Here is a 20,925-nt window from a genome sequence, read left to right as displayed (position 1 = left end):
TCACTCATTCCCCGGGGCGGCCATTTCGGCTGATTCGGCAGGGGAAGGCCGGGCGTGCTGAGTGAGCCTCGCGGAAATGACCTCCAGCAACCGGTCGGCACTCCCTGGCGGTGCGCTGCAGGCCTGCAAATCCCGGCCGATCTCCAGCAGTCGGTCCGGGTCCGCCAGCATATCGGCCAAACGAGCGGCGAGCGGGCCGGAACGGATGTCTCCGATCCACTCGGGTGTCACCATCCGGCCCGCGGCTCGGTTGGGCAGCGCCACCAGGGGGGAGCGCCGGAGAAACCGTTTGGCCATGTCACGCGTGAGAAACGGACCGAACAGCGGCAGACGCCCCAGTTGCCCGAGCAAGCCATCCAGGGGAATCAGGTCGGGGCGCTGCAGGGGAAGGACCACCAGCATGGCGATGCCGGCGAACGCCAGATCCGCTGTGTTGGTGCCTGGTAAGGTCAACGCCAGCCTGGGCCCACTCGGGACATTCGCCAGGGCCTGCCGCGGAATGATCTGGACCGAGGCTCCGCCCGCGGTGTCGAGCCACTCTCCATCCGTTCCGGAGCGATATTGCGCCGTGACGCCACCGGTAAAGGGGATAAAGCGGTCATCGCTGGCGGCCTCAGCCAGTTCCGCTCGATTGACATAAGCGGCCCGCACCAGCCGCAAGCGCGTCCCAGGCAAGTTTCTCTGGACCTGCTCCGCCGCCCCGAGAAACAGCGGCAGAGCGGCCCTGAACTTGGATGGTTTCGACCCCGGCAGCAGCAGCAACTCGGGGGTTGCCAGACCTGGAGGTTCGGGCTCCCCAACGAGGTGCTCCCGGCTTCCCAGCAGGGATGCGTCTCGCATCAAGTCGCCCACTACCTCGATTTTCTGGGCCGGAATCCCTCGCTGCAGCAGGCGATCGCGCAGGGGGCTGCTGGCGACCAGGTAGCATTCGCTCCGGCTGGGCCAGAGGGCCAGCTTCTCGGTGTAGACGAACAAGGGCCAGCCCAAGCGCCGCGCAGCCAAGACGCCGAACACCTGGTCCCCGCCAAGAAACAGCACGATGCCGGAGGTGTCTCCCAGGGCCCGACCTGCGGGTTGGCGCCCGACCAGAATGAACCGGAGACTTTCCGCTGGAAGCCAGACGGACGGTGCCTCGGGCCAACCCGCCAGGACCGACGCCTCGCGTCCACTGGCGTGAGGGCAGGGCAGCAGCAGCACGGTGATGCGAGCCCTCGGGTGCCGGGCGCGCCAGGACGCGACCACAGGATGCACCCAGCCAGACACTTCCCCTGGACCGTTGGTCAGTATGACGAGGTTTTCCAGCTGCCTGCTCGTCATCCCGTCAGTCTCCCACGCTCGAGCGTAGGGATCATCTCCGTTGCAAATCTAAACATATGGAAACAAAAATTAACAAATGCGCTACAATGGCTCACATTCCCACGATCATCCACGCCCGTACGGCAGGGGCCCCCTCTGTCGTCTGGCTTCCCATCGGTCTGGAAGGACCTTGGAAAGGAGTTAGGCTTGGCACATCTCCATTCTCCCCGTCGTCGGGTCGACGCAACCCAGGTACTGGCCCACTTTGCCCAGTTGAGCCTGGACAATCTGGCGCATTTTCTATCCCGGACCACCGAGCATCTGGCCGAGACGGACTGGCTGCATTCCCAGCAGCGGGTGGTGCAACACGTGATCGCGGACGCGAAGCGAACGGTCGATCAACTGCAGGAGTGCGCGGCCAAGGGGGACAACCTGGGGCTGAGTCAGACCGCCCTGTCCGCGGCGCTTCGCCAGCTGCGGGAGGCTCTCCACCTCACCACCCGCGAGGCCACGGCGCACCACTGGCCGGAATCGTTGAGTGGTGTGTGTGAGGAAGCCTTGGATTTGCTGGCCAAACAGCTCGAGGCCAGTCACGCCCTGGGGCGTTCGCTCCTCATCTGGGACGCGGAGCGTCAGGTCCCGCCCACGACGGAAGAGGCACCATTCAAACGGCGTCCAGGGGTCGTGACCCGCGTCGAGATCGAGGCCGAGCGCGGGGTGGTCGCCACGACCCGGCCCCTCTCAGGGGTCGCGACCGAGGCGGTCTCTCCTTCCTGATGGCCCTATCGGCAGAGGCGTCACGCGGGCTATACTGGGAGCGGTCCATCCGGGCCGCTCCCGCCTTTTTTTCGCGATACGAAGTCCTGATGCCGACCCAGCCCCTTCATCTTGACCAAGCCGCTCTGGATGCCAGTTTCATGGCCCGTGCCCTGGAGCTGGCGTGGCAGGGCCGCGGCTGGACAAGCCCGAACCCGATGGTGGGCGCGGTGGTGGTCAAGGACGGGCAGATTGTCGGGGAGGGGTTTCACCCCCAGGTGGGGAAACCTCACGCGGAGGTGTTCGCGCTGGACGCGGCAGCGGCCGATGCGCAGGGAGCCACGCTTTACGTCACGCTCGAACCGTGTGCGCATCACGGGCGCACCCCCCCATGCGTGGAACGCGTCCTCCAGTCCGGTATTCGGCGGGTGGTGGTCGCGGTGGAGGACCCCAATCCGGTGGTGTCTGGACGTGGTCTGCAGATGCTCCGAGAGGCAGGGCTTGAGGTGACATGTGGCGTGCTTGCCCGGGAAGCGGCCACCGCCAACGAGCGCTTCTTCAAGTACATCCGCACCAAGCGCCCCTTCGTCTCGCTGAAGACCGGCATGAGTCTGGATGGGAAGATTGCCACCGCCTCAGGGGAGAGTCAGTGGATCACCAACGAAACTTCTCGCGGATACGTGCAGATTTTGCGTGGGACATACGATGCGATCATGGTCGGAGTCAACACGGTGGTGCAGGACAACCCCCGGCTGACGTGTCGCCTCCCGGGGGGGCGCCAACCGTTGCGCATCATCATCGACTCGATGGCTCGCACCCCCCTGAACGCCAACGTCTTCGATAAACCGGCCGGGACGGCCGCCTTGCGCTCCCATACGCTGGTCTGTGTGGGGTCGAAGGCACCGGAGGAGCGTTTGCGGGCACTCCGAGAGGTCGGCGCTGAAATTCTCGTCTGCCCAGACGCCGGCTTTGCCAGTGATACGCACGTCGACCTGGTGCGCTTGATGGCTTTGCTGGGGAAGCGAGAGATCACCAGTATTCTGCTTGAAGGCGGAGGCACCCTCAACGCGGCGGCCTTGGAGGCCGGGATTGTCGACAAGGTCTATGTCTTTGTGGCCCCCAAACTGATTGGCGGTGTGGGCGCACCCACCATGGTGGAGGGCAGTGGCGTCACGTTGCTCGAGGAAGCCATCCACCTCCATCGGATGACCAGTACACCGATGGGCGGGGATATGTTGCTCGAGGCCTACACCCAGCCTGAGTGACGCGATGTTTACCGGTCTTGTCGAAGCGCTAGGCACCCTCGTCCATCACGGGGACGGCGTGCTGGCCATCCGATCTCCCGAGATCGCGTCCCAGGCCGCGCTGGGGGACTCCATCGCCACCAACGGAATCTGCCTGACGGTCACGCGCTTGGAGGGGGATGTCTTCTGGGCTGATTACTCGGCCACCACCCGGGCCGTCACGACGGTTGCACATTGGAAGGCGGGAGATCGGGTCAACCTGGAACAGGCGCTCACCCTCGGCAAGCGACTGGGGGGACATCTGGTCACCGGCCACGTCGACGGAATCGGTACGGTGCGTTCAGTTCGCCCCGGCGAGGCAGGGGTGCAACTGGAGATCGAGGCGCCCCTCTCGCTGCATCGGTACATGGTCGAGAAGGGGTCGATCACGGTCGATGGGGTCAGCCTCACCATCGTGACCCTGGCTCCCCCAGTTTTTCGCTTGACGATCGTGCCGCATACCTGGACTCACACGGCCCTGGTCGACCGCAGGCCGGGCTCTCGCGTGAATCTCGAGGTGGATACGTTGGCCAAATATGTGGAGAAACTTCTGGCTCCTCGTCTGGAGGGGGGCGGTCTCACGTTGGAAGAGATGGCAAGGCAAGGTTACTGACACATGGAAAACCGTCCCGTCGAATTTGCTCCCATCGAGTCCGTGCTCGAAGCGCTGCGCCACGGTCAACTGGTGCTCGTGGTGGATGATGAGGACCGTGAAAACGAGGGCGACCTGATTGCTGCGGCCGCCGTCACGACCCCTGAAACGATCAATTTCATGGTCACCCATGGACGCGGCCTCGTCTGTCTGGCCGTGACGCCTCAGACGGCTGAGCACCTGGCGCTGGTTCCCATGAGTAGTCAGAATACGGACCCTCACGGGACCGCTTTCACGGTTTCGGTCGATGCCTCGGAGGGCACCACCACGGGAATCAGCGCCGCCGATCGCGCGCGAACCGTGGCCGTGGTGGTGAATCCAGAGTCCCGACCGGCAGACTTGAGACGGCCAGGCCACATCTTTCCGTTGGTGGCCCGCGCGGGAGGTGTTCTCGAGCGGGCCGGGCATACGGAAGCGGCGGTCGATCTGGCCAGGCTCGCGGGGCTTGCGCCCGCGGGGGTTATTTGCGAAGTGCTCAATCCAGATGGCACGATGGCGCGATTGCCCCAACTTCTCGAAATGGCGCGCGAACGTGGCTTGCTGCTGACCTCGATTGCTCGTTTGATCGAATACCGCTTGCAAAAAGAGCGTTTCATCAAGCGTGTGGCCCATGCGCAACTGCCGAACGTCTGGGGGGATTTTCAGATTTATGGCTACGTCAACAGCCTGGACGGCAGTGAGCACGTGGCCTTGGTGCTGGGAGACCCCAGCCTACCGGGGACTCTGGTCCGGATGCACTCAGAATGCTTGACGGGGGATGCCCTGGGAAGTCGCCGCTGTGACTGTGGAGAGCAGCGGGATGCGGCACTGGAAGCGATCCGGGCGGAAGGTCGTGGCGTGTTTGTCTATCTGAAACAGGAAGGCCGGGGCATCGGCTTGCTGAACAAGTTGAAGGCCTATGCCCTGCAGGACCAGGGCCTGGACACCGTGGAGGCGAATCAGCGTCTGGGGTTTGCACCGGACCTCAGGCAGTACGGGGTGGGCGCACAGATCCTCGTGGACCTCGGTATTTCCTCCATGAGGTTGCTGACCAACAACCCACGCAAAGTGGTGGGGCTGGAGGGTTACGGTCTGACGGTGGAGGGGAGGGTTCCCCTGATGATTCAAGCCAACCCGCACAATCAGGGTTACCTGGGCACCAAGGCTCGAAAATTGGGACACCTGTTGTGACAGGGCCTTCCAAACCTGTAAAAGCGCCATTGGCGCTGCGGGGACACCACTTTCTCTGCACCCTGCATTACCAGGGTGCGGGCTACTCTTCCGATTTCGTCGCCAATTTCACGCACCTGATGGAGACCGTCGCCAGCAGCGAAAGGACAGAGGTGGTGGTGGCCGCGGAGGCGGATGCGATCTGCGGCCCCTGCCCCTCGTTGCAGCCGGATGGGCAGACGTGTGCGCACCAGGTCTCGATCTCGCGTCGGGATCGGGCCTTGCTGGAGGCTATGGGGTGGTCCCCTGGCGATCGTCTGGACCTGGAGCAGGCTCACCGCGCGGTGTTGGCGCGACGGGAGGAACTCATGGAGAAGGTTTGTCCGGGGTGTGAATGGCTCCCCCGTTGTCTTGAAAAGGGCCCCAACGGAATTGCCAGTCCACTGCGCCGGGGGCCTTCGCCCTCAGGAGGGACGCTGTGATTTCCCCGGAAAAGATTGCGCGTATCAATCAACTCGCTCGACTCGCAAAGGAGCCTGCGGGGCTCACGCCCGAGCAGAAGGCTGAGCAGGCTTCGCTTCGCCGCGAATACATCGATGCGGTCAAGGCCAGCCTGCAGCCGCAGCTCGAAAGCATCCGCTTCGTGGACGACAGCGGGCAGGTGTACAACCCTCAAACGGGTCGGGTCGAGGGCTTTGTCAGCGAAGACCCGCGCGGAGAAGGCGCGTGAAGCTGACCCGGCCGCTGACCAGCGGCGAACGTGAAGGCTTGACCCTGGCCAAGGCGCGTCTGGACCAAGCTTTTCAGGCCCAAGTATTGACGTGGGGGCTGATCGGGCTGCCCCTCGGCTTCGTGGCCCTCGGCCTGCGCGCCGGCCCGGGGCAGTCAGGCGATCGGATGGCCTTGCTATTGTCGGCCATCATCTTGCTGGCCCTCATTGCGGCGGTGCTGTCGCTCGGGACCCCGCGGAACAAGCAAGCCAGTTGGCGTCCTGGAGACTGGTCGTTGAGACGAAGGTTGGCGCACGATCTCTCGGAGCGGTGCGTTGTCGTCGCTTCCGGTGAGGTGACCGGCAAACGCAGTGTCGCGCTGCGCCCCTGGTGGCAATGGCGCGTCAGGCCAGATGCCCCGCGACGCTACTTCATTCAAATCGCGGGCCACGACGTGGAAGTGACGGCGGCGCGCTGGCTCACGGTTTCCCTTGGCGAGCAAGCCCAAGTGGCCTTCGCCTCTCACTCAGGTTGGCTGCTGGAGTTCGGTGGTCTACCGGAGCGCCTGGCTATCACACCGCCAGTGATCGATGTTGAGCCAAACAACATCGTCCCCTTCAAACCTGGCTGAGGGAGCTGAGAGGGGCTCGGTCCGAGCCCCCCACCATCTGGAGACGACGCGGTGCCGAACGCTATTCGACGCCGCTGAGTTCCATCTCTTGTGGCCACTCCACCCGATAGCCCCACTGGATGATCCGCCTTTCGCCTGGCTGTAGAGGCAAGCGCCAGTGCAATTGGCCTGCGGGCACGTCACTCAGAGCGGCCGGCGTGACCCCGACCCGCTCCACCTGGATGTCATCCTGGCTCACTTGGGGGTAGAGGTCGATCACCCGCAGCGTCTGCGCGGTGGACTTGTGATTGGTAGCCTGAATCTCGTAGCGGTAAGCGGCGTACTTTCGCTTCTGAAGCACACCCGTGATCCCCGTTTGCTTGGAAAGCCGATTGCGCTTCACCTCGATGGCGCGATCGACTCCCATCGGCAAACTGAAGCGCTTGGAGGCTGGGACTTCCTCGTCGAGGGACACCGTGCCGATGTGGTCCTTCCCGACGAAGGCCTTGACTGGCCCGGGCAATAGGGGCCAAGGGCCGGGGTGGGTGGCCTGCACCAGCAAGAACGCGTTCGGTGACAGTTTGGACAGGACCTTGTACTCCGACTCGGCCTTCATGGCGACCGGGCCAATCGGCGTCTGGTGAGGCTGCCCATCGCTCGGAATGGTCACCTTGCGGGGCACCTCCAGGGAAATGGAGGTACCCTGATCGGCCACCACCGCCCGCGCTTCCTGCGCGCGACGCGGGGCGATCTGGTCGGCCATCTCCGCGCGGGCGCCACCGGGGGCCGCCGTCTTGCGCTGCATCAAGCGCGAGGAGGGTGCAGGCGCCGCATACGATTCGGAGGGGAATGGCGCATAGGGGTTCAGGAACCACTGAGGAATCGGTGGCGGGGCACTTCCCTCGGCAGGGCGCGCTGTGGAGAGGACCAACTCGATGTCGTTCCAGTTTTCGCCAGTGCTTTGGGAGACCACTCCGTAACTGCGCCAATCCAGGGAGTGGCCTTTCGCGTCCAGGCGGGCGTCATGGGCCGGCGACCAGCTGGCATTCCCGATGCCATACTCCAATGAGACCGTCACGGTTCCTGCATCCGCCGTTTCCAGCAAGACCTCTACCTGCTGGAAGTCTTGCTTGCGGAATCCTTTCAGCCGGTTCAATTCGGTTCGGACTTCCGCCATCTGGCGGGCCAGGGTGCGACGCTGACGGTCGATCGTCTGCAAAGCCTTCGCTTGTGAGGCCTGACGTTGCTCCATGAACACCAGCAAATCTCGCCAGGTGGCCAGATTGGCCTTGCCCGCCGCCAGTTGGCCGGAGAATCCCCCGGGAGCCCGCTCAGCCGTCTCACGAATCGTATCGAGATGTCGTTGATGAACCGCCCGCTGATCGGCCAGCTGACGGTCCTGGTCGCCCAGCGACTCCAGGCGCTTCTCCAGTTCCGCGACTTCCTTGTGCGGGATGGTTCCGAGCGAGACGGTTTTCAGGTCGAAGCCATGCAGGGTGGTGGCCACCGTCCCCTCTGCACTGATGCGAATCGCATCGGCGGACAGCTCATTCGGCAGGCGCGTGAACACCACCCGGTGCTCGCCACGTGCCAAGCCCACTTCCGCCACGCGACGCACCTGAGCCCGGTCCGGGTAAACCGTCACGCCGGCAATCCGGCTCGCCACTTGAACGGTGCGCTCCGTGGCCAGGGCGACGGTTGGGGTCAAACCGAGCGCGCTGGCCGTCAAGAAAAGAACGGAGCGGGCCCTGATCACGCGGGCACGGCCTGAGAGAAGGCGGCCTTGACAGCGGGGTGGGTGATTTCGCCGCCTTGCACGTTCAGGCCGAGGGCCAGCGAAGCGTTGTCTGCCATCGCGCGGGTAGCCCCCTTGTTGGCCAATTGCAACATGTAAGGCAGGGTCGCGTTGTTCAAGGCAAACGTACTCGTACGCGGTACGGCGCCTGGAATGTTGGCAACGCCATAGTGGATCACGCCATCCACCTCATAGACGGGGTCGGCGTGGGTGGTCGTCTTGATGGTCTCGATGCAGCCACCCTGATCGATGGCGATGTCAACCACCACGGATCCGCGCTTCATGGTCTTGATCATATCGTGGGTGACCAGGCAAGGAGCCTTGGCGCCCGGAATCAGCACCGCCCCGATCACCAGGTCAGCGCCTCGCACCGCTCGCGCGATGTTCAGCGGACTCGACATCTGGGTGATGACCCGCCCGTGCAGGACGTCTTCCAAGTAGCGGAGGCGGTCCAGATTGATGTCGAGAATCTGAACCTGTGCTCCCAGACCCAGCGCCATTTTGGCTGCGTGGGTACCACTGACGCCACCGCCGATGACGACCACGTCAGCGGGGGGGACGCCAGGAACGCCTCCCAGCAACACGCCGCGTCCACCGTGGGCCTTTTCAAGATAGTAGGCGCCGGCTTGCACCGACATGCGGCCGGCGATCTCGCTCATGGGGGTCAGGAGTGGCAGAGAGCGGTCCGGCAGTTGGATGGTTTCGTAGGCGATCGCCGTGACCCCGCTCTTGCAGAGCGCATCAGTCAACTCCGCACCGGCGGCCAGATGCAGGTAGGTGAAGAGCACCAGGTCTTTTCGCAAAAAGCCGTATTCGGAGGGAATGGGCTCCTTGACCTTCACCACCATTTCAGCTCGACCCCACGCATCCGCGGCGGTGGGGACAATCTCGGCTCCGGCCGCTTCGTATTCATCGTCCCGCATGCCGCTGCCCAAGCCCGCGCCAGCCTGAACCAGCACCGTGTGACCGGCTTGCTTGAGGGCCATGGTGCCGGCAGGCGTCAGCGCCACCCGGTTTTCGCTGTTTTTGACTTCGGTGGGGACGCCAATGATCACGCTGTTCTCCTCGTGGAACACCGCAAGGCCACGTTGCCTGCGAAAAAGGGACAACCGGGCAGTCGGCAGGCTGCCCGGTCGTGGATTATAGCAGGTTCTCAGCGCTTGCGGTGAGGCTTGACGCCGGCCGCTGGGGACAGGACCATCCCCTGCTTGGGCGCCATGGTCAACGTGATGGAACGGTCCGTCACCGTGAAGCGGGTGCCGGACAAGCGGTCCTCCAGAACGGTGCCGTCGGGTAAACCGCTTTCCCGTCGAATCGGCACGGTCACGCGGCGATCGCGGTCCGCGTTGTTCATCGCCACCACCACCTCATCGCTCCCGCTGGAGGAACTCGCCGCCAACCGGGTGAAGGCATAGACGTCGTCATCTTGCCACATCTCCAGCATCCGGCCTCGCCGCAGCGCGGGGAGTTGCTTCCGCAAGGAGGTCAGCTTCTTCACAAAGGCCGTCAGCCGAGGATTGGAGCCGAAACGCATGTCCTCACGGTTGTCGGGCTCGGCGGCACCCTCCATGGCCACTTCCGTGCCGTAGTAGACGCACGGGATGCCGCGGGCCGTCATCAGGAACGTCAAGGCAAGTCGGAGCTTGCGTTCATCCCCGCCTGCCGTGCTCATGAAGCGGGGCACGTCGTGGTTATCGAGAAAGGTCGACAGCATCCCCGCGTCAGGGTAGGCGCCGTCTTGGCGAAGCCGCTCGCCCAGTTTTCTCATCGACTGGCCCCGCGCAAAGACGTCCGCCATGGTGAAGTACATTGGAAAGTCAAACGTCGTGTCGAACCGGCCCTCGCGGATGTAGGAGCTCACGTAGCCCGTGTCGCCATTCAGCACCTCACCCAGCATCAGGAAGTCCTTGGGGGCTCGGTTGGCCACAGCCGCATTGAACTTGGCCCAGAAGGGCTTGGGAACGTGCTTGACCGTATCGACTCGGAATCCATCGACACCAGCACGGGTGATCCAGCGGCTCCACACGTCCACCATGTAATCCAGCACTTCTGGATTTTCCGTGTTGAAATCGGGCAGCCCGAAGATGTCGTGGTGCTCGAGCTGGTACTGGTCGTCCCAGTTGGCAATGTTCCCGTTGTGGTGAAACCAGGACCGGCGCTGCGGATCCTTGGCGATCGGCGCATCGTAACCGGCGTGGTTCACCACGATGTCGAGCATGACCTTGATGCCCATTCCGTGAGCCGTGTCGACCAACCGCTTGAGGTCGGCTTCATCGCCCAGGTGCTCCTCGACGCGATTGAAGTCGTGAATCCAGTAGCCATGGAAGCCCCAGTACTTCCCAACGAAGGCATCATCCTTGTTGTCATTGATGGGCGTGATCCAGAGCGCCGTCGCGCCCAGATCCTTGATATAGGGAAGCTTTTTGGTCAGGCCTGCCAGGTCACCCCCATGGTAGGCGTGGGGATCCTTGGCGTTGACGTGCCGGTCGTTGGTCCGATCTCCGTTGGAGAAGCGGTCGGTCAGCGCGAAATAAATGATGTCATCGCGCCAACTGTCGAGCGCTCGCTTGCGCGCGGACGTGGTCAGGTCGGAGGCTGCAGCAGCCTGAGGCAGGCCTGGCGTCGGCATGGCCCCACAACCCATCAGGCTCAAGACCGCGGCACAGAGCGCGATCGCCGAACGAACGGGAAGGCCAACGCCCCTGCGCCCCACCGAAACTGAACGCTTGCTCACCTTGACACCCTCGTCTCCACAAGCTACCCAACCTGAACTCCATATAGGACTTAACCTAATATTACTTTCGTCTGTTTCTGAATTTTATTTCACAGCTTCTGAACGGCACGCAAGGGAGATGTGATTTTCCCTGAATTCCGGGGGTCATGTTGTCGGTCACAGACGATCAAAGGACCATCCCTGCTAGCATGTGGGGCGTGAGTCGTCTCCGTCGTTTTTTTGAATCGCCCCGAAGCCAGGCGGCCGCTGCCTGCCGGAAGCCACCCAGCGCGGCGATCGCCCGCGCGGTGGGGCTGGGGGCTTTGCTCTCGCTCACCTCGGTGGCGTGTCCCCAGGTGGCGGATGCCGGTATCGTCACCAGTTTTGCGCAGCTGGCCGTGCTTCCGGGCGTGCGCCCCAAAGGCGGGCCGATTGCCTTGGTGGGTCGCCGGGTCGAAGACGTGGAGCGGATCTATGGGGCGCCTGAACGGACCACGGGATTGCAATCCATTTACGATCTGCCGGGACAAAAGCCCATGCGCTGGATGTTTTATCAGCGCGAGGCGTTCTTGCTGGGGGTGGACGATGAAGGGGTGGTAGGTGCGGTTCTGCTGTTGCCCTCTTACGAGGCGCCCCTTCGGGGCGGGGTTCGCATGGAAATGCGTCGTCGCAAGGTCATTGAAGCCTGGGGGAAGCCGACACACGAGATCGTGGAAGACACGCACACGCGTCGATTGATCTACGTGCCATATGGTTTTGACCTGACCTTCGAGCGTCGCAGTGACACCCTGAGCCAGGCCCTCTACTATCCGGCACTCAAGGCGATGCGGACATCGGATGACGGACTGTCTGCTCCTTCGCCGACTCCGCGTCCGACGGCCACGCCCACGCCGAAGCCGCGGCCCACGGCGACGCCGACCCCGCGGCCCACTCCCCGTATGACTTCGAGGCCCATCGCCACACCAACGGCGCGTCCCACTCCCACGCCCACCCAGCGCCCCACTCCCACCCCGCGTCCGACGGCCACGCCTACGCCGAAGCCGCGCCCCACTCCCACGCCCACCCCGCGTCCGACGGCCACGCCTACGCCGAAGCCACGTCTCACCCCGACGCCTACGCCCGTTCCTACACCCCGGCCGACCTTCACGCCACGCCCCACCCCCACGCCCATGGCAACGGCACGGGTGCCAGCGGCCTCCAGACCCCCTGCGGTCCGCGCGTCGGCTTCCGCAACCGCGCCGGTCAGCAAGACTGGTAACGCGGCGATTGTGGGATTGGTCTCCCACTTCCGGTCCGATACGGGTGACATTCAATACCTACACGGCGTGCAGTTTTACGTCTCCGTCGAACCCCTGGATGGGGCCCTGACCGCGGGGGCCAAGCCGGTGCCCAGGGCACAATGGGAGGTCTTGAAGCTCAGGCATCGCGCCCGAGTCTGGGAACTGATTCGCAGCGGGAAAATTGTCAGCGGGATCGAGTCGGACCGGTATGGTCGCTTCAAGTTCCAGGCGCTGCCCGAGGGAGACTTTTTCTTACTGGGCATTTATGAGGACGCCAACCGCTATATGGTCTGGCAACGGCCCATTCGTTTGACCAACAATCGCCAGTACCGCACCTATCTCAATCGCAACAATCTGTCGCTTTCAAGCCAGTAGGTGCTTCAGAACAAGACGGAGATTCCAGCTCGCAGGCTCTCGAGCGGAAATTCGATGCGCGGCCGAGCTGGTGTGCCCCCAGCAGGTTCTGGTGGCCCCACATCACGTCCAGCCTCCAGTTGAATCCCCCAGTTGGGGGCCGGTCGTATGCGCAAGCCTCCCCCGTAACTCCACGAACCATCCGTGGGGGTCATCTTTTTCGAATCCATCCGCAAACGCGCGGTGGCGCCCAGATCCAGCCAGTCAAACGGTCGGACCTCGCAACCCAGCGATCCTTCCACCAGCGGCTGGTCATTGAAGAGATAGTAACCGCCTCCCGCCACGTGCAAGGTGAAAGCGCCCCGCTCGTAAATTCCCGGTAAGCTCGCATAGACCATCGGACGTCGACTGGCCAGGTGAAATCCCACGCCAGCCTGCATCCAGGCTTGAAGGTATTCCTCTCCCCAAGGCGCCTCCGCGCGCAGAAAAGGTTTGCGATAACCCCCGTTGATGGCCGAACCCGCTCGAACCACCACGGCGTTGCCATCAGCGAGCCCGTGGAGCAGGCGCATGTCGGGCCAAGCCGGTATCTCCTGCCATCGTTGCAGGACGTCGATGTCTTCCTGACCAGCCGCCACGCCGTCACCGGTAAAGCGAGGCATCCATCCACCCAGTTCCAGCAAGGACTGCCCAGATTTGATCGAACGGGCCGACTCGAAATCACCGCCGAGGGGACGCAGTCCCGTCACCTCAGCCGCGGACGCGAACTCGGGCGTGAACGCGATCAGGCCGAGGAGCAAGGGGCCCGCCGAATGGAGCCCAGCCCCGCGTTTCGGCCTGACAGCAAGCCCGTTTTCACCCCTCCGCATGGAACTTTTTCACGGTCCAGTCGACGTTCGCGACGCTGTAGGCCAGATACATCAGGCCATAGGCCACGACCAGGATAGGCGGGGACCACTGGGCGTTCAGTCCGGAACTCTGGAGGGTCCAGTGCCACACGCCATACAGGGCGCCGTTGATGAGGACCCCTTGGGTCACCAGGAAGCGAGGAAGGTAAGTTGGTTCCAGGGAACGAACCAGGGCCCAGCGCCGTACCAGGGCCGCCAAGGTGGCCAGCAGGCCGGACAGCAAAGACAAGGCGGCCCAGACGGTCATGGGTAGAGGCCGCGCACTCGGGTGGCCTCTGCCACGGCTCCTACACCCACGGAATAAGCGGCCATCCGGAAAGAAAGCTGCTTCTGGTCCACCAAGGCTGATACCTGGGCAAATGCCCGGGTGAGCACCCGCCTCAGCCGGTCATTGACTTCTTCCTCTGTCCAGAAAAGCTGGCTCATGCCCTGCACCCACTCGAAGTAACTCACCACGACGCCGCCTGCATTGGCGAGAATATCGGGTACCACCGTGACCCCCCGCTTCTCCAGGATAAGTTCCCCCGCTGGCGTGGTGGGCGCATTGGCGGCCTCGATCACAAACTCCGCCTTGATCTTTTCAGCATTGTCGGCTGTCAGAACGCTTTCCAAGGCCGCTGGGATCAAGACTTCACAGGGCATGGTCAAGAGGTCTGCATTGCTGATGGCGCTGCCCTCCTGGTAGCCTTCGAGCGTTCCTGTCTCCTTGTAGTGCGCCATCAGGGCAGGAATATTCAACCCCTCTGCATTCTGAATACCGCCGCGCCAATCGCTGACGGCGACCACCTTCGCTCCCATCTGGTGCAACAGGTTGGCCGTGACGCCCCCCACGTTGCCAAAGCCCTGAATGGCCACTCGGATGCCCTGAATCTTCCGACCCGCGTGCCGCAGGGTTTCCTCCAAAATAATGGTGACGCCGCGCCCCGTCGCTTCGTTGCGCCCCAGGCTGCCTCCCACGCAGATGGGCTTGCCCGTGACCACTCCGGGAACAGCGTATCCCTTGTTGACGCTGAACGTGTCCATGATCCAGGCCATTTCACGCGGGCCGGTGTTCACGTCCGGCGCCGGGATGTCCTTGTTGGGGTCGATGATGGGAATCAGGTCAGACGTGAATCGGCGGGTCAAACGTTCAAGTTCGCCGAGGGAGAGTTCCCTTGGATCGACCGTGATGCCGCCTTTGGCCCCACCAAACGGTAGTCCGACCAGGGCACATTTCCAGGTCATCAGCATCGCCAAGGCCGTGAACTCATCCATTTCAGCGTGGTGATGGAAGCGGAGCCCGCCCTTGTATGGCCCAAGGGCATTGTTGTGCTGGACCCGATAGCCCGTGAAGACGTGAATGCTGCCGTCATCCATGCGAACGGGGGAGTGGACGGTGACGATTCGATCCGGATGGGCGAGGCGATTGTAGACGCTCTGCCCCAGTCCCATCAGGTCAATGACCTTCGACAGTTGTTGCCGGGCACCCTGCAGGGGGGATTCGGCTTTGGATTCAGTCAGCAGCATCGGGGTCCTCTTACACGTCTTCGGGTATGGGGCGGCGTCGGGGGCGCGGTGGTCTGCCTGCACCGCAACAGCATGGCTTCGACGACCTTGTCGAAGGACCTGATCCTACCACGTGAAAAATGACCGATCAATCGTCTCTGAGACAGACGCTGAGCGATTCTGTGCCGGGTAAGGTTGTCTGAGTGACGCGTCGCACCCGGAAGCCCATGGGAACCCGCTATGATGGTTTCACTCGTGCCGTTTGAGAGGCCCTCGCGTTTGCTCGTGTCATGAATCCACCTTCGCCCCACATTCAAATGGTGTCCGCGCGGACTGCCCGTGCCCGCCTCGTCGATGGGCAACTGGTGGTCAAGATGCCCATGCACTGGCCCGCGGAACATCAGGCCAGGGCGATCGCGCGATTCGTACGCTGGGCGGCCAGACAGGTCCGCGATCTCGAAGTGCTGGAGACAGTTCCCGCCGAGCCCTTCAAGCGCTGGGGCGAGCGGGAGTTTTCTGACTATGTGGAGCAAGTGAATCGGGTCACCCTGTGCGCCCCTTTGCGCGGCGTTCGGATTGGCAAGGCACGCCACAGTCGCCTCGCGCAGGCAAACACAAGAACGGGGATTCTGACCTTCTCTCGCTTCGCCATTGATGGCATGCCGTTGTCCGCGCTTCGCTATCTGGTGATTCATGAACTGGCACACCTGTACGAGGCCAATCATTCGTCGCGCTTCTGGGCGCTGGTGGCGGCCCACGAGCCGGACTATAAGCACCAGCGCAGACTTGCGCAGATGCATCACGCCCGGGCAGTCCAGCGAGGGGACGGTCCTGATCCCGCTGCTCCCGGAACTACCCCAAGCTTGCTCCCGGTCGCTGTCGCAGCGGGGGAGATAAACTCCTCTGAGACCAGCACAGCCGGCCTTCTTCCCCAGGGGGCCCCGGATGGTCATCCTTTCGGACCTCTCTTTTCCTTTGTTGGAAGCCGAAACGGTCGCTGAACCCGACGGACGGGGAAATTCGTCCAGTGTGGCGTGGGGGGGATGGCCCCTCGCCCGCCATGATTCGCCTCGACCATCGGTGAGTCAGCGCTGCGACGTGGGGGCTGGCGCACGTGTGCGAAGGAGCGTCGTTCTTGCTTTCATTCGAAGCGATTTTCTGGACCTGTGTCCTGCTGTGCGCCTACCCTTATGCCCTCTTCCCCGGCCTGCTCGTTCTGCTGCGGGCCGTGCGTCCGGGCGAGTCGCTGGCCTCAGCCCACCATCGGTTGCCCCACGTCACGATGATCGTGGCCGCTTGTGACGAACAGGATGTGATTCGGGCCAAACTGAAAAACTGTCTGGCCCAGCAATATCCACGCGAGCGGCTGGAAATTCTGGTCGTGACGGATGGGAGTCGAGACGACACCTGTCGCCGGGTGCGGCCCTTTCTCAAGCACGGTGTGCGTTTTCTCCATCAGCCCGAGCGTGCAGGCAAAAACCACGCGGTCAGCCGAGCTGTGGCAGCAGCCCGCGGTGAGGTGCTGGTTTTTTCGGATGCCAATGCCATGTTCAACCGTCGTGCCGTATGGCATCTGGTCCAGCCGTTTCAGGACGAGCGTGTGGCCTTGGTGGCCGGCGAAAAACGTGTCGTCGGCTCGTGGAGGGAGGCCGCTGCGGTGGACGGGCTTTACTGGCGATTGGAGTCCTGGCTGAAAGCACAGGAATCACGCCATGGCGCGGTGATGGGGGCTGCCGGCGAAATTTTGGCCGTGCGGCGTAGCCGTTTTATTCCACCGCCTGCGGACAGCATCATCGAGGATTACATTTTGACGATGCGTCAGTTGCTGGATGGGTTTCGCGTGGTGTACGAGCCGCGGGCCGTGGCGACGGAACTCCCCAGTGGGTCCTTGCGAGACGAGTTCGCTCGGAAGACCCGAATTGCGGCCGGGGGATGGCAGGCCGTGTTTCGGAGTGCAGGCTTGCTGGCGCCTCGGTTCGGCCTTGTTTGCTGGTTTTTCTTCTCTCATCGGGTGATGCGTTGGCTGGTGGTGCCGGGACCTTTTCTGGCCCTCCTGCCGCTCAATCTGATCCTGCTCGAACAGATGCCCTACCGGGCTATCTTCGGCCTGCAACTGGCGCTATGGGGAGTTGCTGCGTTCGGCTTCTGGAGGGAAACCACAGGCCGCGCGGCAGGTTGGGCGGCGGCGCCGGCCTTCTTCGTGATGGCGCAATTGGCCATGCTGGCAGGTGCCTGGCGTTATCTGACGAGGCGACAGTCTGCGGTCTGGACGCGGGTTCAGCGCGCCTCCAGCCGGTGACGCGTCGGACCGCCGCTATTGGGTGGCTGCGATGGGCGATGCTGCGCTGGCACACGGCTCGGCTTCAGCAGGTGCCGTCACTTCCTGAACCGAGTCCGGGCCCGAACGGCAGACTTGCCACGCTGCAGCCAGCCCTGCACAGGCGCTGGCCCATCGTAAGCGCCCCTGGGTCTTGATCGCCTGGCAGGTGGTCCGAATCCCTGACTCGATTCCTTGCACGGAACGATGGGCCACCTCAACGATTTCATTGGCCTGACTCACCGTGGTGTCGACATCCCGCGTCAGACGTTCCACTTCCTGGAGATTGACCTGCAATGCCTCCAAGGTGTGGTGAACCCTCGGCAAGGTGTCTGAATGGAGTCGGTCGAGCAGACGGCCCGCCTGCCAGGCAACCCAGAGAACCGCGCCGGCCACCGACGTGATCGCCAGGGCGCTGGCAGCGATTAACAGGTCAGTGGACATGCGCGTCTCCGTCACAAAAATGCACCTCTTCAGTAAATGAAATTCGTCGAGAGGCGTCAATGATGGATGCGCGTCAGCTGCCGGCTGGCTGGTGGGACTCTCGCGTCAGGGAGACCTTTCGGGGTATAAATGGGAGGGAGTATGCTGGTCCGTCTGGTGCTCATGGCTGCACGCTGGCGCGGGAGCGGCTTCGGATTGTCTCCGACCGAAGGATGGCTGACATGGTCGACAGGGAGAAAGCGCTCAATCTGCTGGTGGGTCGCTACCGCTACGAAGACGCGATGCGCCTCTTCGCGGAGTATTGCCTCCTTCTCGAAGAAGATTGGGACGACTATGTGGCTCGCCACGACCCGGCTCGCCTCCGTTTGATTCACCGACAGCTATTGGCCGTGGGGCTTTGGCCGGCGGAACTGGTTCCACCGCCGGGCGGCAGCGGGCTACTCGATGGCGCCAAGAGGGCCATCACCGGTTTGCTAGGCGGGCTGCGCTCCTCGCGCGACCAGGCCCTGGTCCCTCCTCCGGGCACGCAGTCGCTGGTGACCTCCGGGGAGGCCTCCGCGGAGATTTTTATCGGCCGGGTGCCGGAGATGGTGCTGCAATCCTTGGTCTCCCCCCCGCTGGCGCTTGAAATGCATCCAGGGTTGGTCCAGGCACTGTCAGCCGCAGAGTCCCATTCTCTGATTCAGGATTTGATCGGTCGCGCCAGGTACCAACTGGCGCACGAACTGGGCTTTGCCTTTCCCGCTGTGACCGTGGTGCAAAATCCAGCCATGCCTCAGGAGATCTACGCGCTGCGAATCCAGGGGGAAACCTTGGCTGAAGGTCGCCTGGTACCTGGGTGCGTGGCGGCCCTGGGGCCAGAGCTTCCCCCTGCTTGGGCCTCAGAACCGCACCCTGTACGCCCGATTCCCATGGTTTGGATTGCGCAGGCCGCCTCGAATGCCTGGGCTGGTGAAGTGAGTTCGGCCGAAGAGTTGCTGGCTGAACACCTGGCATCGCTGGTCCGGCGTCACGCGCATCGGTTGTTTACCAATCATGAACTTGACCAGGTGTTGCGCGTCCGCGAGGTCGAGATTGGTCGCGAAACGCTCCAGGAACTGTTGGGGCGCTTCATGTCGGTGAGTGAGCTGCGGCTGGTCCTGCAGAGCCTTTTGCGCCAGGGGTACAGCATCCGACAGTTGCCACAGATGGTCGAAATCCTGATGAACCATTTCATCAACTACCTGGCAGATAAACCTCTGAGCATGGACGAGACCTGGAAAATTTCCTCTCACATCCCGTTTTTCTCAACAGACGAGCTGGTCCAGGCGGTCCTGCACGGCTTGGGATTGCCGCGGACGACTGAGCGGATCGCTGGGATCCAGGCCAGCCTTGAACGCTCTTTGCGCCTGGACCCCGTGCAGTCACCGGCGACCCGTCCGCTCGGGTCGACTCATCTGGACGCTCCTGTCTTTCGCCAGGATTCGCTCGAACGGGAACCCAGGCTGCCCTTTGATACCGAGGAAGGTGCGCGTTGATGTTTGAAACCTCCAAACACGTGCGGGAATCTTTTTTGGAAGAAATCAATGCTGGATTCTTTGGCGAATTCTTGATTTCTCAGGGGATGATTACCCGCACGGAGCTCGAAGAGGGCCTGCTGGCGCAGAAGAGCCTCAAGGCACACCTGAAAATCGGCGAGTTGCTGGTCAAACGTGGCGTGCTTTCGGCTGAAAATCTGGTGAAAGCCTTGAAGGACTACAAGGCCGGCATCCGTCTGGGGGAATTGCTGCTGAATCAGGGCGACATTGGCTTCATTCAGTTGTTGGAGGCTTTGGACCGGCAGCAGGCCTTGGGCTGCCAGTTGGGTGAGGCTTTGGTGCAACTCGGACATTGCACCTCCGCCCAGATCGAAGATGCCCTCGCTCTTCAGCGCGCCATCGCGGCCGAACGGAACCGCTGACTGGCTTGCTTCTCGGCGCCGAATGAAAGCTGCCACGCCTGCGTCAAGGCCTCCTTCATGGTTTCGCCGGAGAGGCGGATGCAACGTTCTGAATCGGTGTGGCGGTGAAGCCAGCCCGATACAATGTTGATCTCCTCCATCTCTGACTGTCGAACCGCGAGCGAGGGCGTTGGGTGGGCCATGGCGGCTCGGATGCGCTTGCAGGCGCGCCCCCGATCCTGAGGCGTGATCTCGCATTCGCTGTGAACCAGGCGTCCACGCCGTACCAGAAGCCAGTTGACTCGATCTGGCGTCGATGCTGGCAACACCACCAGACAGTCCAGTTGGGTCTGCACGGCCTGTATGGCTTGCTGTTGCTGGACCCAGGCTCTCAAACGGAAAAGTCGATCGCGCAGCACTGCGGCGCGTTCGAAGGCCAGGGACTCCGCAGCCCTGTTCATGTCCTGTTCCAGGGCTTCAAGCGGTCCCGTCACCTCGCCGGACAGGAAAGCCGTCAAAGCTTCCAGCGCCTCTCCATAGTCAGACTCTGCCACCAGTCCCACACAGGGGGCCTGGCAACGACCGATGGTATGTTCGAAACAGACCTGTCGAGCCAATGGCATGCAACTGCGCCAGGTAAAGATGGGACGCAGGGCATCCAGGGCTTCTTGGACGCGAATCTCGCCGACAAACGGACCGTAGTAACGCGCGCCGTCATCCCGCAATTCGAAGGTGAGCAGGACGCGGGGAAAGGCCTCCTGGGTGATCTTCACGAAGGGAAAGTGACGGTAGCTGCGTCCCCTGATGTTATAGAGAGGAATTCGCTCCTTGATCAGACGGCTCTCGAGCAGAAGGGCCTCCAACTCAGAACCGCACGTTTGGCTCTCGACCCTCACGACCTCGTGCTTCAGTCTGGCCGTACGCGCCGTGTGCCCTCCGTCATCACGAAAGTAACTTCGGACCCGGGCACGCACGTTGACCGACTTCCCGATGTAAAGCAGGCGGTCGCGTGCGTCGAAAAAGAAGTAGACCCCATGGCCTGTCGGCAGGGTGTCGATCGCCGTCCGGAGCGATTCCATCGTGGCATCAGGGTAGCACGCCAGTGTGCCTTGCCGCCGCCTTGGTCCTGAGACCCGGAGGCCTGTTTGCTTGCACCGGAGGGAAGTTGTGAATCAAATCAAGAGAGCCCTGCTGCGCGCATGGCTGGTGTGGGCACTGGTCCTCGCCCAAACCCTGCCGGCGCAGGCTGCCTATA

Annotated in this window: 21 protein-coding genes; 12 read left to right on the top strand and 9 right to left on the bottom strand. The window is 62.9% G+C overall.

Going from position 1 to position 20,925, the window contains the following annotated elements; translation table 11 throughout:
* A complete protein-coding gene (locus tag VKP62_09210) occupies positions 1 to 1,317 on the bottom strand; it encodes a hypothetical protein (protein ID MEB3197368.1) in 1,317 nt (438 codons plus the stop codon).
* Positions 1,318 to 1,503: 186 nt separating this feature from the next.
* Between VKP62_09210 and VKP62_09205 the strand changes: the two genes are divergently transcribed.
* The 7 genes from VKP62_09205 (at position 1,504) to VKP62_09175 (ending at position 6,477) form a co-directional block, all read left to right on the top strand.
* Positions 1,504 to 2,073: a hypothetical protein gene (locus VKP62_09205; protein MEB3197367.1), complete on the top strand. Its 570-nt coding sequence runs from the start codon at positions 1,504 to 1,506 to the stop codon at positions 2,071 to 2,073.
* A gap of 89 nt (positions 2,074 to 2,162) precedes the next feature.
* The gene (gene ribD / locus VKP62_09200) at positions 2,163 to 3,317 is read left to right on the top strand and encodes a bifunctional diaminohydroxyphosphoribosylaminopyrimidine deaminase/5-amino-6-(5-phosphoribosylamino)uracil reductase RibD (protein MEB3197366.1); all 1,155 of its coding nucleotides are present in this window, start codon (positions 2,163 to 2,165) and stop codon (positions 3,315 to 3,317) included.
* Between the two features lie 4 nt (positions 3,318 to 3,321).
* On the top strand, positions 3,322 to 3,948 hold the full coding sequence (locus tag VKP62_09195; GenBank protein MEB3197365.1) for a riboflavin synthase: 627 nt from the start codon (positions 3,322 to 3,324) through the stop codon (positions 3,946 to 3,948).
* 3 nt (positions 3,949 to 3,951) lie between these two features.
* Complete coding sequence (locus VKP62_09190; protein MEB3197364.1) at positions 3,952 to 5,157, top strand: bifunctional 3,4-dihydroxy-2-butanone-4-phosphate synthase/GTP cyclohydrolase II; 1,206 nt, start codon at positions 3,952 to 3,954, stop codon at positions 5,155 to 5,157.
* Positions 5,154 to 5,618, top strand: coding sequence for a DUF1284 domain-containing protein (locus VKP62_09185; GenBank protein MEB3197363.1), 465 nt, complete (start codon positions 5,154 to 5,156; stop codon positions 5,616 to 5,618). The genes VKP62_09190 and VKP62_09185 overlap by 4 nt, the downstream gene beginning before the upstream one ends.
* Complete coding sequence (locus tag VKP62_09180) at positions 5,615 to 5,866, top strand: DUF896 domain-containing protein (protein ID MEB3197362.1); 252 nt, start codon at positions 5,615 to 5,617, stop codon at positions 5,864 to 5,866. Before VKP62_09185 ends, VKP62_09180 begins: the two co-directional genes overlap by 4 nt.
* The gene (locus tag VKP62_09175) at positions 5,863 to 6,477 is read left to right on the top strand and encodes a hypothetical protein (GenBank protein ID MEB3197361.1); all 615 of its coding nucleotides are present in this window, start codon (positions 5,863 to 5,865) and stop codon (positions 6,475 to 6,477) included. Before VKP62_09180 ends, VKP62_09175 begins: the two co-directional genes overlap by 4 nt.
* Before the next feature lie 61 nt (positions 6,478 to 6,538).
* Here the strand turns inward: VKP62_09175 and VKP62_09170 are convergent, their stop codons facing one another.
* The 3 genes from VKP62_09170 to VKP62_09160 form a co-directional block, all read right to left on the bottom strand.
* Positions 6,539 to 8,164, bottom strand: coding sequence for a mucoidy inhibitor MuiA family protein (locus VKP62_09170; protein MEB3197360.1), 1,626 nt, complete (start codon positions 8,162 to 8,164; stop codon positions 6,539 to 6,541).
* A 44-nt stretch (positions 8,165 to 8,208) separates the two neighbouring features.
* Positions 8,209 to 9,306, bottom strand: coding sequence for an alanine dehydrogenase (gene ald / locus VKP62_09165; GenBank protein MEB3197359.1), 1,098 nt, complete (start codon positions 9,304 to 9,306; stop codon positions 8,209 to 8,211).
* A 98-nt stretch (positions 9,307 to 9,404) separates the two neighbouring features.
* On the bottom strand, positions 9,405 to 10,985 hold the full coding sequence (locus tag VKP62_09160) for an alpha-amylase family glycosyl hydrolase (GenBank protein MEB3197358.1): 1,581 nt from the start codon (positions 10,983 to 10,985) through the stop codon (positions 9,405 to 9,407).
* Between the two features lie 197 nt (positions 10,986 to 11,182).
* Between VKP62_09160 and VKP62_09155 the strand changes: the two genes are divergently transcribed.
* The gene (locus tag VKP62_09155) at positions 11,183 to 12,619 is read left to right on the top strand and encodes a hypothetical protein (GenBank protein MEB3197357.1); all 1,437 of its coding nucleotides are present in this window, start codon (positions 11,183 to 11,185) and stop codon (positions 12,617 to 12,619) included.
* A gap of 5 nt (positions 12,620 to 12,624) precedes the next feature.
* On the opposite strand, the gene VKP62_09150 is transcribed toward VKP62_09155, so the two are convergent.
* Genes VKP62_09150 through VKP62_09140 form a run of 3 tightly spaced genes read right to left on the bottom strand, consistent with a single transcriptional unit; the run spans position 12,625 to position 15,012 of the window.
* The gene (locus tag VKP62_09150) at positions 12,625 to 13,398 is read right to left on the bottom strand and encodes a hypothetical protein (protein MEB3197356.1); all 774 of its coding nucleotides are present in this window, start codon (positions 13,396 to 13,398) and stop codon (positions 12,625 to 12,627) included.
* Between the two features lie 55 nt (positions 13,399 to 13,453).
* Positions 13,454 to 13,753, bottom strand: a complete 300-nt coding sequence (locus VKP62_09145; GenBank protein ID MEB3197355.1) for a hypothetical protein — start codon at positions 13,751 to 13,753, stop codon at positions 13,454 to 13,456.
* Positions 13,750 to 15,012 carry a Glu/Leu/Phe/Val dehydrogenase gene (locus VKP62_09140; protein ID MEB3197354.1) on the bottom strand — a complete coding sequence of 421 codons (1,263 nt, stop codon included), beginning with the start codon at positions 15,010 to 15,012 and terminating at the stop codon, positions 13,750 to 13,752. Before VKP62_09140 ends, VKP62_09145 begins: the two co-directional genes overlap by 4 nt.
* Positions 15,013 to 15,281: 269 nt before the next feature.
* On the opposite strand from VKP62_09140, the gene VKP62_09135 reads away from it, so the two are divergent.
* On the top strand, positions 15,282 to 15,992 hold the full coding sequence (locus VKP62_09135) for a M48 family metallopeptidase (protein ID MEB3197353.1): 711 nt from the start codon (positions 15,282 to 15,284) through the stop codon (positions 15,990 to 15,992).
* A 134-nt stretch (positions 15,993 to 16,126) separates the two neighbouring features.
* Complete coding sequence (locus tag VKP62_09130; GenBank protein MEB3197352.1) at positions 16,127 to 17,290, top strand: glycosyltransferase family 2 protein; 1,164 nt, start codon at positions 16,127 to 16,129, stop codon at positions 17,288 to 17,290.
* Between the two features lie 15 nt (positions 17,291 to 17,305).
* Here the strand turns inward: VKP62_09130 and VKP62_09125 are convergent, their stop codons facing one another.
* Complete coding sequence (locus VKP62_09125; GenBank protein ID MEB3197351.1) at positions 17,306 to 17,752, bottom strand: hypothetical protein; 447 nt, start codon at positions 17,750 to 17,752, stop codon at positions 17,306 to 17,308.
* A 221-nt stretch (positions 17,753 to 17,973) separates the two neighbouring features.
* On the opposite strand from VKP62_09125, the gene VKP62_09120 reads away from it, so the two are divergent.
* Together VKP62_09120 and VKP62_09115 are read left to right on the top strand one after the other, a co-directional pair.
* Positions 17,974 to 19,269: an FHIPEP family type III secretion protein gene (locus tag VKP62_09120; GenBank protein MEB3197350.1), complete on the top strand. Its 1,296-nt coding sequence runs from the start codon at positions 17,974 to 17,976 to the stop codon at positions 19,267 to 19,269.
* Positions 19,269 to 19,691 carry a hypothetical protein gene (locus VKP62_09115; protein ID MEB3197349.1) on the top strand — a complete coding sequence of 141 codons (423 nt, stop codon included), beginning with the start codon at positions 19,269 to 19,271 and terminating at the stop codon, positions 19,689 to 19,691. Before VKP62_09120 ends, VKP62_09115 begins: the two co-directional genes overlap by 1 nt.
* Here VKP62_09115 and VKP62_09110 read toward each other — a convergent pair.
* The gene (locus VKP62_09110; protein MEB3197348.1) at positions 19,658 to 20,749 is read right to left on the bottom strand and encodes a GIY-YIG nuclease family protein; all 1,092 of its coding nucleotides are present in this window, start codon (positions 20,747 to 20,749) and stop codon (positions 19,658 to 19,660) included. The genes VKP62_09115 and VKP62_09110 overlap by 34 nt on opposite strands.
* Positions 20,750 to 20,925: the final 176 nt, after the last annotated feature.

The sequence above is a fragment of the Candidatus Sericytochromatia bacterium genome (assembly GCA_035285325.1).
Taxonomy (GTDB): domain Bacteria; phylum Cyanobacteriota; class Sericytochromatia; order S15B-MN24; family JAQBPE01; genus JAYKJB01.
Note: the sequence above shows the minus strand (reverse complement) of the source record. Positions and strands in the feature narration are given on the sequence as shown.

Excerpts from the sequence above, each read along its gene's own strand:
- VKP62_09210 (MEB3197368.1), bottom strand. The coding sequence starts at position 1,317 with ATGACGAGCAGGCAGCTGGAAAACCTCGTCATACTGACCAACGGTCCA.
- ribD (MEB3197366.1), top strand. The coding sequence starts at position 2,163 with ATGCCGACCCAGCCCCTTCATCTTGACCAAGCCGCTCTGGATGCCAGT.
- VKP62_09195 (MEB3197365.1), top strand. The coding sequence starts at position 3,322 with ATGTTTACCGGTCTTGTCGAAGCGCTAGGCACCCTCGTCCATCACGGG.
- VKP62_09190 (MEB3197364.1), top strand. The coding sequence starts at position 3,952 with ATGGAAAACCGTCCCGTCGAATTTGCTCCCATCGAGTCCGTGCTCGAA.
- VKP62_09145 (MEB3197355.1), bottom strand. The coding sequence starts at position 13,753 with ATGACCGTCTGGGCCGCCTTGTCTTTGCTGTCCGGCCTGCTGGCCACC.
- VKP62_09140 (MEB3197354.1), bottom strand. The coding sequence starts at position 15,012 with ATGCTGCTGACTGAATCCAAAGCCGAATCCCCCCTGCAGGGTGCCCGG.
- VKP62_09135 (MEB3197353.1), top strand. The coding sequence starts at position 15,282 with ATGAATCCACCTTCGCCCCACATTCAAATGGTGTCCGCGCGGACTGCC.
- VKP62_09125 (MEB3197351.1), bottom strand. The coding sequence starts at position 17,752 with ATGTCCACTGACCTGTTAATCGCTGCCAGCGCCCTGGCGATCACGTCG.
- VKP62_09120 (MEB3197350.1), top strand. The coding sequence starts at position 17,974 with ATGGTCGACAGGGAGAAAGCGCTCAATCTGCTGGTGGGTCGCTACCGC.
- VKP62_09115 (MEB3197349.1), top strand. The coding sequence starts at position 19,269 with ATGTTTGAAACCTCCAAACACGTGCGGGAATCTTTTTTGGAAGAAATC.
- VKP62_09110 (MEB3197348.1), bottom strand. The coding sequence starts at position 20,749 with ATGGAATCGCTCCGGACGGCGATCGACACCCTGCCGACAGGCCATGGG.